At 59.0% G+C, this 14,870-nt stretch carries 14 protein-coding genes; 9 read left to right on the forward strand and 5 right to left on the reverse strand.

Annotated features, from left to right (window positions below; all coding sequences use genetic code 11):
- The first annotated feature begins 13 nt into the window (after window positions 1–13).
- Both upp and IE087_RS22290 read left to right on the forward strand, forming a co-directional pair.
- A complete protein-coding gene (gene upp, locus IE087_RS22285) occupies window positions 14–646 on the forward strand; it encodes a uracil phosphoribosyltransferase (RefSeq protein WP_189371788.1) in 633 nt (210 codons plus the stop codon).
- A 68-nt stretch (window positions 647–714) separates the two neighbouring features.
- Entirely contained in the window at window positions 715–2,004 is a 1,290-nt protein-coding gene (locus IE087_RS22290; protein WP_189371789.1) for an SPOR domain-containing protein, read from the forward strand.
- A gap of 3 nt (window positions 2,005–2,007) precedes the next feature.
- Here IE087_RS22290 and IE087_RS22295 read toward each other — a convergent pair whose 3' ends face one another.
- Window positions 2,008–3,207 (reverse strand): M48 family metalloprotease, encoded by a 1,200-nt coding sequence (locus IE087_RS22295; RefSeq protein WP_308425490.1) that lies wholly within the window; start codon window positions 3,205–3,207, stop codon window positions 2,008–2,010.
- On the opposite strand from IE087_RS22295, the gene IE087_RS22300 reads away from it, so the two are divergent.
- From IE087_RS22300 to IE087_RS22310, 3 genes are read left to right on the forward strand one after another with little or no spacing between them, the layout of a single operon-like run.
- On the forward strand, window positions 3,194–3,658 hold the full coding sequence (locus IE087_RS22300) for a hypothetical protein (protein ID WP_189371790.1): 465 nt from the start codon (window positions 3,194–3,196) through the stop codon (window positions 3,656–3,658). The genes IE087_RS22295 and IE087_RS22300 overlap by 14 nt on opposite strands.
- Before the next feature lie 2 nt (window positions 3,659–3,660).
- Window positions 3,661–4,227, forward strand: coding sequence for a hypothetical protein (locus IE087_RS22305; RefSeq protein ID WP_189371791.1), 567 nt, complete (start codon window positions 3,661–3,663; stop codon window positions 4,225–4,227).
- 19 nt (window positions 4,228–4,246) lie between these two features.
- Window positions 4,247–4,792, forward strand: coding sequence for an SCO family protein (locus IE087_RS22310; protein WP_229801541.1), 546 nt, complete (start codon window positions 4,247–4,249; stop codon window positions 4,790–4,792).
- On the opposite strand, the gene IE087_RS22315 is transcribed toward IE087_RS22310, so the two are convergent.
- Window positions 4,793–5,554, reverse strand: coding sequence for an NAD kinase (locus tag IE087_RS22315; RefSeq protein WP_189371793.1), 762 nt, complete (start codon window positions 5,552–5,554; stop codon window positions 4,793–4,795).
- A 182-nt stretch (window positions 5,555–5,736) separates the two neighbouring features.
- On the opposite strand from IE087_RS22315, the gene glyA reads away from it, so the two are divergent.
- Window positions 5,737–7,032 (forward strand): serine hydroxymethyltransferase, encoded by a 1,296-nt coding sequence (glyA, locus tag IE087_RS22320; RefSeq protein WP_189371794.1) that lies wholly within the window; start codon window positions 5,737–5,739, stop codon window positions 7,030–7,032.
- Between the two features lie 33 nt (window positions 7,033–7,065).
- Here the strand turns inward: glyA and IE087_RS22325 are convergent, their stop codons facing one another.
- Window positions 7,066–8,070, reverse strand: a complete 1,005-nt coding sequence (locus tag IE087_RS22325; RefSeq protein WP_189371795.1) for an NAD(P)H-binding protein — start codon at window positions 8,068–8,070, stop codon at window positions 7,066–7,068.
- A 46-nt stretch (window positions 8,071–8,116) separates the two neighbouring features.
- Entirely contained in the window at window positions 8,117–8,491 is a 375-nt protein-coding gene (locus IE087_RS22330) for a hypothetical protein (protein WP_189371796.1), read from the reverse strand.
- 76 nt (window positions 8,492–8,567) lie between these two features.
- Between IE087_RS22330 and IE087_RS22335 the strand changes: the two genes are divergently transcribed.
- From IE087_RS22335 to carB, 3 genes are all read left to right on the forward strand, one after another.
- On the forward strand, window positions 8,568–9,332 hold the full coding sequence (locus tag IE087_RS22335) for an alpha/beta fold hydrolase (protein ID WP_189371797.1): 765 nt from the start codon (window positions 8,568–8,570) through the stop codon (window positions 9,330–9,332).
- Window positions 9,333–9,397: 65 nt separating this feature from the next.
- Window positions 9,398–10,642 (forward strand): SAM-dependent methyltransferase, encoded by a 1,245-nt coding sequence (locus tag IE087_RS22340; protein ID WP_189371798.1) that lies wholly within the window; start codon window positions 9,398–9,400, stop codon window positions 10,640–10,642.
- Window positions 10,643–10,762: 120 nt separating this feature from the next.
- A complete protein-coding gene (carB, locus tag IE087_RS22345) occupies window positions 10,763–14,095 on the forward strand; it encodes a carbamoyl-phosphate synthase large subunit (RefSeq protein WP_189371799.1) in 3,333 nt (1,110 codons plus the stop codon).
- Here the strand turns inward: carB and IE087_RS22350 are convergent, their stop codons facing one another.
- On the reverse strand, window positions 14,096–14,707 hold the full coding sequence (locus tag IE087_RS22350) for a hypothetical protein (protein ID WP_189371800.1): 612 nt from the start codon (window positions 14,705–14,707) through the stop codon (window positions 14,096–14,098). It abuts the gene before it with no gap.
- Window positions 14,708–14,870 lie beyond the last annotated feature (163 nt).

Consider the following 14,870-nt stretch of genomic DNA (forward strand, 5'->3'; position numbering starts at 1 on the left):
AAGGAGCTGCCTCATGTCCGAACATCTGACCGTTGTTGATCACCCGCTTGTCCAGCACAAGCTGACCATCATGCGTGACAAGAACACGCCGACGGCCGTATTCCGGCAGTTGTTGCGGGAGATTTCGCAACTTCTTGCCTATGAGGTGACGCGCGGGTTGCCCATGACGACCAAGCGTATCGAAACCCCCATGCAGGCGATGGATGCGCCGACGCTGGATGGGAAGAAGCTGGCCCTGATTTCAATCCTCCGTGCCGGCAATGGGTTGCTGGACGGGGTGCTGGAATTGATCCCTTCGGCGCGTGTCGGATTTGTTGGCCTCTATCGGGATGAAGAGACGCTTAAACCGGTCGAATACTATTTCAAAGTCCCGGAATCACTGGAAGATCGCCTTGTGATTGCCGTGGACCCGATGCTGGCCACTGGCAACTCGTCCGCGGCTGCCATCGACAAGTTGAAAGAGGCCGGCGCCACGAATATCCGCTTCTTGTGCCTGTTGGCGGCGCCCGAAGGGGTTGCCCGGATGAAGGAGGCGCATCCGGACGTACCAATCGTGACAGCGGCGGTCGATGACCAGTTGAATGACGTGGGATACATCGTTCCGGGACTGGGTGATGCCGGCGATCGGATGTTTGGCACCAAATAGAGGGCATCGCCGCTTTACTCAGGGCCGGTGTTGAGGCATCGTATTCCCCATATCTTGTGGGGGATATAATGAAAATTACTAGAGTTGCAGCCTTGGCTGTTATCGCGGCGTCGTTGTCCATCGGTCTGAGTCATGCCCAGTCCTTGCGAAACGCGCAGACGCCGGCTGAGTTTCCGCCGGCGTCCTTCAACGGCACGCAATATGTCGACAGCGAGGGCTGCGTCTTTGTCCGGGCGGGCATTGATGGCAACGTGACCTGGGTGCCTCGGGTCAACCGGCAGCGACAGTTGATTTGCGGACAGACACCGAGCCTGTCTGCCGAGGCGGCTGCAGAAGCACGCATCACACCGAACCAATCGGCACGGGCAACGCCTGAGCAGATCACCATTGCGCCATCCTCAACCACGACGACTTCCACTACACAACCGACACCGGCGCCGCGCCCAACCGTTCGGACAACGCAAGCGGCGCCCACGCCGCCGCCGCAACCTGCGCCGCGTGTGATCGTGCGGCGATCTGTACCCGCGACGACGGCGCCTCGACCGGTTGTTACACGCCCTGCCCCACCCGCACGCACGCAAGTCCCGGTGACCCAAAGGACAGTGACGTCGGCTACGCAGCCGAAACCGGCGCCGGTCACGACCATCCGCAGAGCGCCCGCTGCTACCGTGAGGGCATCCGTGCAGCCCAGATCAGTGGACCCGGCAACACGCGTTGTGCCCCGCCACGTCTATGACAATCGGATTGCACAGCCCTCCGCACCTGTTCCTGAAGGCTACGAGCGGGTCTGGGAGGATGATCGGCTGAATCGGAGACGTGCCGAGCAATCGTTGAATGGCATTGCGCAGACGCGCCTTGCTTGGACACGCACCGTGCCACGTCGGCTGATTGACCGCCGCACGGGCCGTGATGTTACTGCGACCGTACCTCTTGTGTACCCGTATGTCGACGTCGCAACCCAAGAGCGCGACCTTGGCACCGTGACCCTCGTGCGGCGGGATGATGGGCAACTGATGAAACGCGTGCAGCGCAAGGCACGCAGCAAGGCACGGCAACCCGTTGTTTCATCGCGATCCGCAGAAAAACCAATTGTAAAGACTGCTGCACGAGCGGCGCCGGCAAAAGTGGGTCAGGGCCGCTATGTTCAGGTTGGTGCGTACAGCCTGCCTGCGAATGCAAAAGCCGCAGCTCAGCGCATTGCACGGTCCGGGCTGCCGGCACGGATGGGCACCTTCAAGCGCGGCGGTAAAACGTATCAGATTGTGATGGCAGGTCCCTTCGCATCATCTGCCGAGTTGTCCAATGGACTGGCGCGCAGCCGTGCACTGGGCTTTTCCGATGCGTTTGTCCGGAAGTAGACTTCAGTTTTCGCAGATCGCCTGAAGCTGAAGCCAATCCCGGTCTTTCATGATTGGCGTTGGGTCTTGGCCCGCCATGGGGTCCGCTTCGATCAGCTGCAGGGTTGCCTCGCCCGAGATGTCGCGGGCGCGCGCATAAGGTGTACTGCGGACCCCTGCTGCTGCAAAGGCAGGCAGCAAGGTTTCAGCCGGAAGTTCGACCGCGGCTTGGGCCAATTGATCCTCGGCAAATGCTTCAAGCACGCGTGGTGGAAGCGACCCCGTTGTCAACAGGGTGCCTGTCGCGCGCGGGCCCGCATGTTCCAACAAGGCGCGCAGCGGCGGTTGCCCGGCACTGCGGGTCTGTTCCACAAGGATGTAGCCCGCCGCCACGTCCGGTTCTTCATAGTCTTCGACCAAGTTCCGGTTCACGAGGATAGTGCCACCGGGCAAGGCCAGCGCTTCTCGAACGCCGGTGGAAAGCACCACGACACGCGCCACGCCCGTGCGCCCAGCCAGAGCGACAAGCCCTGGCCGGGCCTCAACAGTGCTGCACGGCTGGCCCGAAACCCGTTCGATTTGCGCCAGCAATGCCGCGCCAATTTCGGCTTCCTTCACATGCGGAACAACCCGCATTGCATGATCGACAAGTGCACCGGGCAACCAGAAAACCAAAATAATAGCCACTGCCGATGCCGACAGCCCCATCCCAAACCACCGCAGTCGTCCCTGCTTGGGCCGGGCGCGGGCGACAGCGCGGCGCAACGTATCGATTGCCTCGATCATCGCGGCCTCGTCCGACGCCAATTCCAGAACTTCGTCAGGGTCCCCATCCGGATGAAATGCAACGCTTCCGTTGCCAGAAGCAGGTGCTTTTTCGACCGCGGCCAACGACCAGTGCGTGATGGCCCGATCGTTCAGATCGGAGATGATCAGCGTGGCGTCCCCAATAGACACGATAACCTCGCGCCGTTGTGCATCCGCAGTGTCGCGCCACAGGCCCGTTGCTTCAAGCCGATCATATTTTCTGAGTGCTGTCATACCTGTACTTTGGCGGGCGGGTTCGTTGCCTCTGTCTTTGACCGTCAGGATAGCAGAGCCGCACCCAAGCGCCAAGCGATCACAAAACCGTCGAAACCAAAAGCGTGATTTGACCGGGTTGAACACAAGTGTCAACCTGTCCTTACAGTTGAACAGGAAAGGCCGTATCATGCGATCACTCATTCTGAGCGCGCTTGCTGCGATGAGCCTGCCGCTGGCGGGACATGCTGCGGAAGGCACACGTATTCAGGTGACTGGAGAGATTATTGACACCTGGTGTTATTACTCGGGCGTTATGGGCAGTCCCGATGCGGTGGTGGGGTCGGCACACCATACCTGCGCGTTGTGGTGCAGTGCGGGCGGTATCCCCGTTGGCCTGCTCGCTGAGGACGGCACCGTATACATGGTACTCAAGGTGGGTGAGGATGATCAGACAGCTGGTGGTGACACCGCGCTCAAACTGGCGGCACATACAGTCGAGGCCGACGGCATGCTCTATGAGCGTGATGGCCTGAACTACCTTGTCGTGTCTGACGTGGTGTCCGACCTCGATATCACCAACCAGAACCACGACGACTATGGCAACGTGCCGCCTTTCTCGATCCCGAAATCCGCCCGGCCACAAGGAGACTGATCATGCTGAAACAGCTTACAGCCGCACTGGCATTGATGGCGTCTCCGCTCGTTGCACAAGACTTCTCCGAAGGATCCGAAGCACGTAGTTGGAATTTGTATGCCGAGGTTCCGGCCAAGTTCGAGGCCACAGTCGTTGACCTGTTGTGCACCTTCACGGGCGATTGCCCGGCCGACTGTGGCGCTGGCAAGCGCCAGCTTGGTCTGTTGCGCACCGCCGATGACACGCTGATCCTACCGATGAAGAACAGCCAGCCGGCCTTTACCGGCGCGGCGGTCGAATTGCAGCCCTTTTGCAACCAGACCATCACCGTCGACGGGCTGATGATTGATGACCCCGAGCTTGGGGCCAACAATGTCTATCTGGTGCAAACCATTGTGCCACCGGGTAGTGGCGACAAGATCAAGGCGAACAAGTGGACCAAGAACTGGGCCGCTGAACATCCCGAAGCCAAAGGTAAAGGTCCGTGGTTCCGCCGTGATCCCGGCGTCAAGGCGATTATCGCTGAGGAAGGTTATCTGGGTCTGGGACTTGAGGTCGACGGGGCCTGGATTGCGGAGAACTTCTGAGGTGATGCGCGCTGTTTTGATGGCCTTGGCGCTTGTGGCGGGGATGCCCGCCGCAGGCCAAAGCCCGTTTCCGGTGGATATTGGTGGACCTTACGCACTGTTGGATCAGAACGGTCAAACGCGCACGCAGGCTGATCCGGACGGCAAACATCAGCTGCTGTTTTTTGGCTATGCCAATTGCCTGAACATCTGTTCCGCTGCCCTGCCGTTGATGGCGCAGGTGGTGGATGAGTTGGCCGCCGACGGGATCGATGTGACACCGGTGATGATCACGGTCGCGCCGGATCAGGATCAGGTCGATACGATGGGCGCGCCGCTGGCGGAGATCCATCCGGATTTCGTCGGGCTGACGGGTGAAGAGGATGCCTTACAGGTGGCCTACGATGCCTTCAAAGTCGAGATCGAGCCGCTGTTCCAGGACCCGGAATACGGCTGGATCTACTCTCATGGCAGTTTCGTGCACCTTCTGGATGGCGATGGTGAGCTGTTGACCCTGTTGCCGCCCATTCTGGACGTGGCGCAGGCCACCAAGATCGCCAGAGGCTACATCACGCCACAGGGCTGATCAGTTGAACTGTTCGGAAATGAGCCGCTCTTCGAGCCCATGACCGGGGTCGAAGAGGATGCGGTGCACGACGGACGGCTCCGACTGGATTTCCACGGCGGCAATGTCGCGGAAAGACCGCGAATCCGCTTCGGCCATGACCGGACGTTTGTCGCCCTCCAGCACATCAATTCTGACCTTGGCTGTTTTTGGCAACAATGCACCCCGCCAGCGGCGTGGGCGGAACGCGGCAACAGCGGTCAGTGCCAGCACGTCCGATCCGATGGGCAAGACAGGACCGTGTGCAGAATAGTTGTAGGCCGTTGAGCCAGCGGGCGTGGACACCAGCGCACCATCGCACACCAGTTCGTCCATGCGCAGGCGGCCATCCACGGTGATCCGCAGTTTGGCGGCCTGTGGGCCCGCGCGCAGCAAGGACACCTCGTTAATGGCAAGCGCATGATGGCTTTTGCCCGCGGTATCCAGTGCCGTCATGGACAGCGGGTTCAATTCCGCCTCTTCGGCGGCTTCGAGGCGTGCTTCCAAATCGGCCTCGCCATATTCGTTCATCAGAAAGCCGATTGTCCCGCGGTTCATTCCGTAAACGGGCACGTTCAAATGCTGTGACGCATGCAGGGTCTGCAACATGAACCCATCGCCGCCCAGTGCGACGATGACGTCGGCGGTTTTGGTAGGCACGTCGCCATAACGCCCGATCAATGTCGCCCGCGCTGTTTGCGCAACCGGCGCGCGGCTGGCCGCAAAGGCGATCTTGAGAGGCATCGGTGTTTCCTATGGCATTCGTTCTGTGCCGAAAGAACCATATCTTTTCGCCCCTTACCAGCACCCAGCGCGCTTTGTCGCTGGTGATGCACGATTGGTCGGGATACATCCTTTGCTCAAAGGTCCGGTTTCCGATAGGAAACGGCAAATCAAATCGACTCAGTCCACGCAGGAGAGTTCCCATGAATGCGCCCCACCGCACAGATGGTTTTTTCACCCAGAGCCTTGCCGATCGTGACCCCGAGCTGTTCGGCTCAGTCCGTGACGAGCTGGGCCGCCAGCGGGACGAGATCGAGCTGATCGCGTCAGAGAACATCGTGTCCGCCGCTGTGCTTGAAGCGCAGGGTTCGGTAATGACCAATAAATACGCCGAGGGTTATCCGGGACGCCGCTACTATGGTGGGTGCCAGTTTGTCGACGTGGCCGAGAACCTGGCGATCGAGCGTGCCTGCAAGCTGTTTGATTGTGGCTTTGCGAATGTGCAGCCAAACTCGGGCTCGCAGGCGAACCAGGGCGTGTTCCAGGCGCTGCTGCAGCCTGGCGATACGATCCTTGGTATGTCGCTGGATGCTGGCGGCCACCTGACGCACGGTGCGCGCCCCAACCAGTCGGGCAAGTGGTTCAACGCCGTTCAGTACGGTGTGCGCCGCGACACACTGGACATCGACTATGACCAGATCGAAGCGCTGGCGCTTGAACACAAGCCGCAGATGATCATCGCCGGTGGTTCGGCCATTCCGCGCGTGATCGACTTTGCACGCATTCGCGAGATTGCAGACAAGGTCGGCGCCTATGTGCTGGCCGATGTCGCGCACTTCGCCGGTCTGATCGCCGCAGGCGAATACCCCTCGCCCTTCCCGCACGTTCATGTGGCAACGACCACCACGCACAAAACCCTGCGCGGCCCGCGCGGTGGCATGATCCTGACCAATGACGAGGCGCTGGCCAAGAAGTTCAACTCGGCCATCTTCCCCGGCATCCAGGGTGGCCCGCTGATGCACGTCATCGCTGCCAAGGCGGTTGCGTTCGGAGAGGCGCTGGACCCGTCCTTCAAAACCTACCAGCAACAGGTGATCAAGAACGCGCAGGCGCTTGCCGATCAACTGCACAAGGGCGGGCTGGATACCGTCACCCACGGCACCGACACCCATGTGATGCTGGTGGACCTGCGGCCCAAGGGCGTGAAGGGCAACGCAACCGAGAAGGCCTTGGGCCGGGCGCATATTACCTGCAACAAGAACGGTGTGCCCTTTGATGACGAAAAGCCGACAATCACGTCCGGCATCCGCCTCGGGTCCCCCGCTGGCACAACGCGCGGATTTGGAGAAACCGAGTTCCGCCAGATCGGTGATTGGATCATCGAGGTTGTTGATGGGCTGGCTGCAAATGGCGAGGACGGCAACGCCGCTGTTGAGGCCAAGGTAAAAGCGGAAGTGGCCGCGCTGTGCGCCCGCTTCCCACTTTATCCGAACCTGTAAATCGCACCGCCCCCTGCATCGCGCGGGGGGCTTTCAAAACACGCTGTGCTCACCACGCTCGACTGTTGTGTCGCCGTTGATGACGGCGGCGTAGTAGTCAAACAGCGTGTCGTGACCGGTTGACGGTGTCGCATCACGATCGTAGCGGCCCGTTTCCGGATCAAGTACAAGCATCGACTCCGTCGCATAGTACAAGCCGATCCGGGCAAACTCGGCCTTTGCAGACAGCGGTGGCAAGACGCGGCTTGCGGCGCCCAACGCGCCGACAATACCACGCATCATACCAACCGGGACATGTTTGAAACTGGGCCTGCGCCCCAGCAACGAGAACAGGTGTTCCCCTTGTGCGCGCGGGGTCAAGGCAGGTCCAGGCCCACCAATGGGCAGGATACGGTTCTGTAGCATCGGGTCAGCGAGGCACGATGCCAGGTATTCCCCCAGATCCCGGTCACTGATTGCCGTACAGGCCGTCAATTCACCGTCGCCGAACAGTAGGTACGGCTTGCCCCTTTGCACCCGCGCGATCTGACCGGAAAGCGATTTGAAATAGGCCGTCGGACGCACAATCGAATAGGTCAGACCCGAGGCAACCAACGCCTGTTCCGCTGCCAGCTTGGCGTGTTGAAAGGCAAGGCGTGGCTTCTGCACGCAGATCGCCGACAGCAGCACGAAATTCGCAACCCCCGCCGCCTTTGCCGCGTTGATCGCACCTACTGTGGCGTGATGATCGATGGCCACGGCGTCATTGGGTGCACCGTTGCGCGACGCAAGACAGGAAATCACCGCATCGAATGAGGCATTGGCGAATACTGTACGGTACAAGCTGGTGGATTCGGTAACGTCTGCCTCGACAACCTCTGCGCCCGGCAGATTGATCTGTTGGTCCGGTGTGCCGGCCCCCGGGCGCGTGACGCAGGTAACGTCATACCCACGACGCACCAGCGCTGCCGTGGTCGCGCGCCCAATTGTGCCAGTCGCCCCCAGGACGAGGACGCGATCGGACCGCTTGGTCAAATCATGATTGTACTTCAAAGCCATGACGGACAAAGCGTTGTCACACCCAGTCGCAAACATCCAGCATCGACTACAACTGCCCGGTCCACCACATCCAGACAATCACCGCCGTGAACACCAGCAGGACGTTGAACACCACGGCGGCTGCGATCCCCAGCCACATCCCCTTGCGACGGTCGGCCCGGTCTATCCCACTCAGAAAGGCGACAATCCGGTCCTCGGCCGACGACAGTGCTGCGCCATCTACCTGGCGCATCAGGCGGGGGTTCCCTCCGAACGCTTGTGCCGCGACGATCTTGCGCGCCTCGGCGTGCAGACGTTTGGGCAATCGACGCCCTGTGCGGAGCAGGGCAGCCTCCAGCGACTTGGCGCGCACGCCAAATGCTGCGGTCAGTGCGTCCTGCACGCGGGCGGCGCGGGCCTGAATACTGTCTTGAGTTTCCATACCGTTTTCTAGCCTCGTGTCTCCGAGCGCTCAATCCCTCTGGTGGCGTCGGATCAATACGGTTAAGTCTGCCCTCATGCTCAGCTATTCTGAACACGGTAATTCCGATGGCACCCCCGTCCTGATCGCCCACGGTCTGTATGGATCGGGCCGCAATTGGGGGGTGATTGCAAAGCGACTGTCAGACACACGGCGCGTCATAGCAGTGGACATGCGCAACCACGGGCACAGCTTCTGGTCCGATGATCACAGCTATGCCGATATGGCGGGCGATCTGGCAGAGGTCATCGACACTCTGGGCGGTCCAATGGATGTCGTCGGGCATTCCATGGGAGGAAAAGCCGCAATGATGCTGGCGCTGACCCGCCCCGACACCGTTCGAAGGCTGGTGGTCGGCGACATTGCGCCTGTTGGCTATAGCCACAGCCAAATTCAGTTCATTGATGCGATGCGGGCGGTTGATCTGGCAAATGTCACAAGGCGGTCAGAGGCGAACGCCCAACTTGCGGACCAGGGAGTTGACCCCGCCCTGTGCAGCTTTCTGACTCAATCGCTGGATATTGCCGAAAAGCGGTGGCGTTTGAATCTGGATGCGTTGGCGAACAACATGCCTGCTATTCTTGATTTTCCCGAGATAGAGGCGGCGTTTTCTGGACCGTCTCTGTTCATTTATGGCGGCACAAGCGACTACGTTGCACCAGAGTATCGTCCAACAATTCGCCACCATTTTCCAAGAACACGCTTTGTCAAAATTCCACGTGCCGGTCATTGGCTTCATGCCGATAGTCCTCGCGCATTTGAAGGAACGGTACGTGCCTACCTGGATGCGGAAGCGCCCTAGCACTTGACGTAACCCCTGCTGTCACCCCAACTTTAATGTCGGAGTGTTTTTTGGGGAGTGCGATCGTGTGGGGCAATCTGCTTGACCGTTTTCTGACAGGCATGATGGTCGAAGACCGCCTGAGCCTGACATATCCGGATGGAACAACACGAGACTATGGGCCGGACACCGGGGCATCGGCGCACCTCGAGATTTCAGATGCCGCAACCTTGCGCGCCCTTGTGCTCAATCCTGACCTCGGTCTTGGAGAAGGGTACATGGACGAAAAAATCACGCCCAGAAATTGTACGTTGGATGATGCACTGACCATCATCATCCGTAATCGTTTCAAGGGCCATGTCCCATCTTGGATGATATTGGCCAACCGCGCCCGGTTTCATATGCGGCGTTTCATTCAACACAATGCGCCACAAGCTTCACGCAAGAACGTCGCGCACCACTATGACATTTCAGACGACCTGTACCGGCTCTTTCTGGACGAAGACATGCAATACTCCTGCGCGTACTTCCGAAATGACAGTATGACACTGGAGCAAGCCCAGATCGCAAAGAAAGCACATATCGCGGGCAAGCTGCTTCTGGAGCCGGGCATGCATGTGCTGGATATCGGTTGCGGCTGGGGTGGTATGGCATTGACCCTGGCGCGAGACTACGGGTGCCGCGTCACCGGCATCACTCTGAGCGAGAACCAATTGGCAACGGCCAAGCAGCGCGCCCATGCAGCAGGCCTCTCGGATCAGATCGACTTTCGGCTCCAGGACTATCGCCATACGAAAGGTACTTTTGATCGCATCGTGTCGGTCGGGATGCTGGAACATGTGGGGGTGCCCAACTTCGAAACCTATTTCGGCCGAGTGGCCGAGCTGTTGGATCCCGATGGGGTGGCGCTGGTTCATACGATTGGCCGATCGGCCCCGCCGATGGCGCATTCCTCGTGGATCAATAAGTACATTTTTCCAGGCGGCTATGTTCCTTCCCTGTCCGAGTTGGCCCCTGCAATGGAGCGGTCGGGACTGTGGCAGACGGATATTGAAGTCTGGCGCTTGCACTATGCCAAAACGATCCGGCATTGGCGTGATCGCTTCGATCTGCATCTGGACGAGATCCGGTCAACCTATGACGAGCGTTTTGTGCGTATGTTCCACTACTATCTGACGGTTTGCATTCTTGCTTTTGAACACCAGATGCAGGCTGTTTATCACCTGCAATTGGCGCACAGACGGGATGCGGTTCCGCTAACCCGGGATTACCTATTTGACCCGTCTGCCGCAGCATCTGACGCCAACACGCAAAAAAGAGCCTCGGCCTGACCGCAGATTCCGCCATCTGCATGCTTTGCCCCTCTTGCACCTTCTTGCGCCATCCCTATAACGCAGGACAATTTGCTTGCGCCCTGTCGGCGCAGACTGAATCACATCCGGGGGGCCAAGATGCCAAAGCGTACCGACATCAAGTCGATCATGATTATCGGCGCGGGCCCCATTGTGATTGGCCAAGCCTGCGAGTTTGACTACTCGGGCGCGCAAGCATGCAAGGCGCTGAGGGAGGAAGGTTACCGGATCATCCTGGTCAACTCGAACCCCGCGACCATCATGACGGACCCGGGCCTCGCCGACGCCACGTATATCGAACCGATCACGCCAGAGGTGGTGGCCAAGATCATCGCGAAAGAGCGCCCCGACGCACTGCTGCCAACGATGGGTGGGCAGACCGGTCTGAACACATCCCTTGCACTTGAAGAGATGGGGGTTCTGGACAAGTTTGGTGTCGAAATGATTGGCGCCAAGCGCGACGCCATCGAGATGGCGGAAGATCGCAAATTGTTCCGCGAGGCGATGGACCGGTTGGGCATTGAGAACCCGCGTGCGACCATCGTGACGGCACCAAAGGACGACAAAGGCAACAAAGACCTTGCCTCTGGTGTGGCTCTGGCCATGGACACATTGGAAGAGATTGGCTTGCCCGCCATCATCCGTCCTGCCTTTACCTTGGGGGGTACGGGTGGTGGTGTTGCGTACAACCGCGATGACTACGAAGCGATCTGCCGGTCCGGTATGGATGCTTCACCCGTTGGCCAAATCCTGGTGGACGAGTCGCTGCTGGGCTGGAAGGAATACGAGATGGAGGTTGTGCGCGACACGGCTGACAACGCCATCATCGTCTGCTCCATCGAAAATGTGGACCCAATGGGCGTGCACACGGGCGACAGCATCACCGTAGCCCCTGCCCTGACGCTGACGGATAAAGAATACCAAATCATGCGCAACCACTCGATCGCGGTCTTGCGCGAGATCGGGGTGGAAACAGGCGGATCCAACGTACAATGGGCCATCAACCCGGAAGACGGGCGGATGGTCGTGATCGAGATGAACCCGCGGGTATCCCGGTCTTCCGCACTGGCGTCCAAGGCAACGGGGTTCCCGATTGCCAAGATCGCCGCCAAGCTGGCCGTTGGTTATACCCTGGACGAGCTGGACAACGACATTACCAAGGTCACCCCGGCCTCGTTCGAGCCAACCATTGACTATGTAGTCACCAAGATCCCCAAATTCGCCTTCGAGAAATTCCCAGGCTCTGTCGCCTCGCTGACAACCGCCATGAAATCCGTTGGCGAAGTAATGGCCATTGGCCGCACATTCCACGAAAGCCTGCAAAAAGCGATGGCTTCCATGGAGTCCGGGCTGACCGGTCTGGACGATATCGACATTCCCGGCGCCCCGGACAAAGCTGCGGTGATTAAGGCGATCTCGGCCCAGACGCCGGATCGGCTGCGTTTGATTGCGCAAGCGATGCGCCACGGATTGAGTGACAACGACATCTTTGGCGCAACCAAGTTCGACCCATGGTTCCTCGCCCGTATTCGGGAGATCGTGGACACCGAAGCAGACGTGCGCAGCACCGGTTTGCCCACGGCCGAAGAAGGTCTGCGCGCACTCAAGATGATGGGCTTTACTGATGCGCGATTGGGTCAATTGACGGATCAGAACGAAACTAACGTCCGGCGAGCGCGCGAGGACCTGGGTGTTCGTGCAGTGTTCAAACGGATCGACACCTGTGCCGCCGAATTCGAAGCTCAAACACCTTACATGTACTCGACCTACGAAACCCCTGTTTTCGGCGACGTCGAATGCGAAGCCCGACCATCAGACCGCAAGAAGGTCGTGATCCTTGGGGGCGGACCAAACAGGATCGGCCAAGGGATCGAGTTTGACTATTGCTGCTGTCACGCCTGTTTTGCGCTGACAGAGGCGGGCTATGAAACCATCATGGTCAACTGCAACCCCGAAACTGTGTCGACAGACTACGACACTTCGGACAGGCTTTACTTCGAGCCATTGACCTTTGAACACGTCATGGAAATCCTGCGGGTTGAGCAGGACAATGGCCAGTTGCACGGTGTAATTGTGCAGTTCGGTGGGCAGACACCTTTGAAGCTGGCCAATGCGCTGAGTGACGCGGGTATCCCAATCCTCGGGACCACACCGGATGCCATCGATCTGGCCGAAGACCGGGAAAGGTTCCAGACACTGGTCAATGAGCTTGGTTTAAAACAGCCGAAGAACGGCATCGCCCACTCAGATGCCGAGGCGCTGGAAATTGCCGGTGACATCGGGTTCCCTCTGGTCATCCGTCCCTCGTATGTACTTGGTGGGCGCGCGATGGAGATCGTGCGCGATCAAGCCAGCCTGGAGCGCTATATTTCGGACGCCGTTGTGGTGTCGGGTGACAGCCCCGTGTTGCTGGATAGCTACCTCGCCGGAGCGGTCGAGCTGGACGTCGACGCCCTGTGTGACGGCACGGATGTGCATGTTGCCGGCATCATGCAACATATCGAGGAAGCTGGAGTGCACTCCGGCGACAGTGCTTGCTCACTTCCGCCGTATTCCTTGTCAGCCGACGTCATTGCCGAGATCGAAACCCAGACACACGCGCTGGCAAAGGCTTTGAATGTCGTTGGGCTGATGAACATCCAGTTTGCCATTCAGGGCGACGACATTTTCCTGATCGAAGTCAACCCGCGTGCCTCTAGGACCGTGCCATTCGTGGCCAAATCCACCGACAGCGCCATCGCCTCGATTGCGGCACGTATTATGGCGGGCGAACCGCTGTCAAATTTCCCGCAGCGCCCTGCATATGATGCGGATGCTAGTTATGACAGCGTGCTGCCGCTCGCTGACCCGATGACCTTGGCCGATCCAAATATGCCTTGGTTCTCGGTCAAGGAAGCGGTGCTGCCGTTTGCCCGGTTCCCGGGTGTGGACACCATTCTGGGGCCGGAAATGCGGTCCACCGGAGAGGTCATGGGATGGGATCGCACGTTCGCGCGCGCTTTCCTGAAGGCCCAGATGGGTGCGGGCATGGTTCTGCCAGACACAGGGTGTACGTTCATCTCGATCAAGGACATGGACAAAACGCCCCAAATGCTGGAGGCCGCGCAAATCCTACACGGTTTGGGTTTCACTGCGGTCGCAACGCGTGGAACGGCCAACTGGCTGGAAGAGAACGGAGTCCCATGCGGGACTGTCAACAAAGTCTATGAAGGACGGCCCGACGTCACGGATATGATGAAGGACAATGGAATTCAGTTGGTCTTTAATACGACTGAGGGCGCACAAGCGGTTGAAGACAGTAAGTCAATCCGTTCAATCGCATTATATGACAAGATTCCGTACTTCACGACCGCGGCTGGTGCATATGCGGCAGCGTTGGCAATCCGGGAACAGGCACAAGGAGATATAGGTGTAAAAGCTTTGCAGGCTTGATCACTTCAGCGCAAGAAACCGATCTGAAATCTGATCGAGGTTTTCCAACATCGCGTCTCCGAGGACTGAGGCCAATTGTACATTGCGTGGGTCGATTGGGTCGCCCGATGCTGCCGCAGACAGGATCGGCTCCAGCGTTTTCCACTTGGCAGCGACTTTGCCTAAAGTGACCTTGATGTGCACGTTGGGCACTGCAATCATCCGAGCCTCCGGATCGCCTATTACGAGCGCTTGAAGGGACTGACTGAAGTAAGCAATGCGCTCGGTCATTGCCCGATCCGCACCTGAAGCCGCCAAGTCGGTCAGGAAGAGGCACAAATCACGCTGAAACGCCTGCGAAACGACGCGCAATTCGTGCACCACAGCATATGATCCACGGTACTTGCCCGCAACATCGGAGGTCGCATTGTAGCGCATCTGGCTATAGCGGGCTGCAAGCCTTGGATTGGTTCTGATCAACAAGGTCACAGGGACTGTATGCCGATCCCCCGCGACGATCTGTTGTGCCGATCTGGTCAGGGTTTCAACCTCATCGAAGAGGATGTAATCCACTTCAGATTGCCCAGCCGATGTGGAGGACAGTGCATACAGTTCCCTTACTGATGTAGCCACATCTTCCGCATGCACGGGTGTTTGCGCCCCAACAAAGAGCAAACAAACGGATTTTGTTATTCGGTGCACCAATACAGCTTGATCCGCCAAACCACGGATGGTTGTTTGGTCCCCTGCCGCAGCGTTTAACCCGCAATGCAAGACAAGGACGGCTGTGAGAAAC

The organism is Tateyamaria omphalii (assembly GCF_014651375.1).
In the GTDB taxonomy this organism is placed as follows: Bacteria; Pseudomonadota; Alphaproteobacteria; order Rhodobacterales; family Rhodobacteraceae; genus Tateyamaria; species Tateyamaria omphalii.

What these genes read in the sequence shown, in the direction of transcription:
- glyA (WP_189371794.1), top strand. Translation starts at nt 5,737, where the DNA reads ATGAATGCGCCCCACCGCACAGATGGTTTTTTCACCCAGAGCCTTGCC.
- IE087_RS22295 (WP_308425490.1), bottom strand. Translation starts at nt 3,207, where the DNA reads ATGAGTGATCGCATGATACGGCCTTTCCTGTTCAACTGTAAGGACAGG.
- IE087_RS22290 (WP_189371789.1), top strand. Translation starts at nt 715, where the DNA reads ATGAAAATTACTAGAGTTGCAGCCTTGGCTGTTATCGCGGCGTCGTTG.
- IE087_RS22325 (WP_189371795.1), bottom strand. Translation starts at nt 8,070, where the DNA reads ATGGCTTTGAAGTACAATCATGATTTGACCAAGCGGTCCGATCGCGTC.
- IE087_RS22300 (WP_189371790.1), top strand. Translation starts at nt 3,194, where the DNA reads ATGCGATCACTCATTCTGAGCGCGCTTGCTGCGATGAGCCTGCCGCTG.
- IE087_RS22335 (WP_189371797.1), top strand. Translation starts at nt 8,568, where the DNA reads ATGCTCAGCTATTCTGAACACGGTAATTCCGATGGCACCCCCGTCCTG.
- IE087_RS22315 (WP_189371793.1), bottom strand. Translation starts at nt 5,554, where the DNA reads ATGCCTCTCAAGATCGCCTTTGCGGCCAGCCGCGCGCCGGTTGCGCAA.
- upp (WP_189371788.1), top strand. Translation starts at nt 14, where the DNA reads ATGTCCGAACATCTGACCGTTGTTGATCACCCGCTTGTCCAGCACAAG.
- IE087_RS22305 (WP_189371791.1), top strand. Translation starts at nt 3,661, where the DNA reads ATGCTGAAACAGCTTACAGCCGCACTGGCATTGATGGCGTCTCCGCTC.
- carB (WP_189371799.1), top strand. Translation starts at nt 10,763, where the DNA reads ATGCCAAAGCGTACCGACATCAAGTCGATCATGATTATCGGCGCGGGC.
- IE087_RS22330 (WP_189371796.1), bottom strand. Translation starts at nt 8,491, where the DNA reads ATGGAAACTCAAGACAGTATTCAGGCCCGCGCCGCCCGCGTGCAGGAC.
- IE087_RS22310 (WP_229801541.1), top strand. Translation starts at nt 4,247, where the DNA reads ATGGCCTTGGCGCTTGTGGCGGGGATGCCCGCCGCAGGCCAAAGCCCG.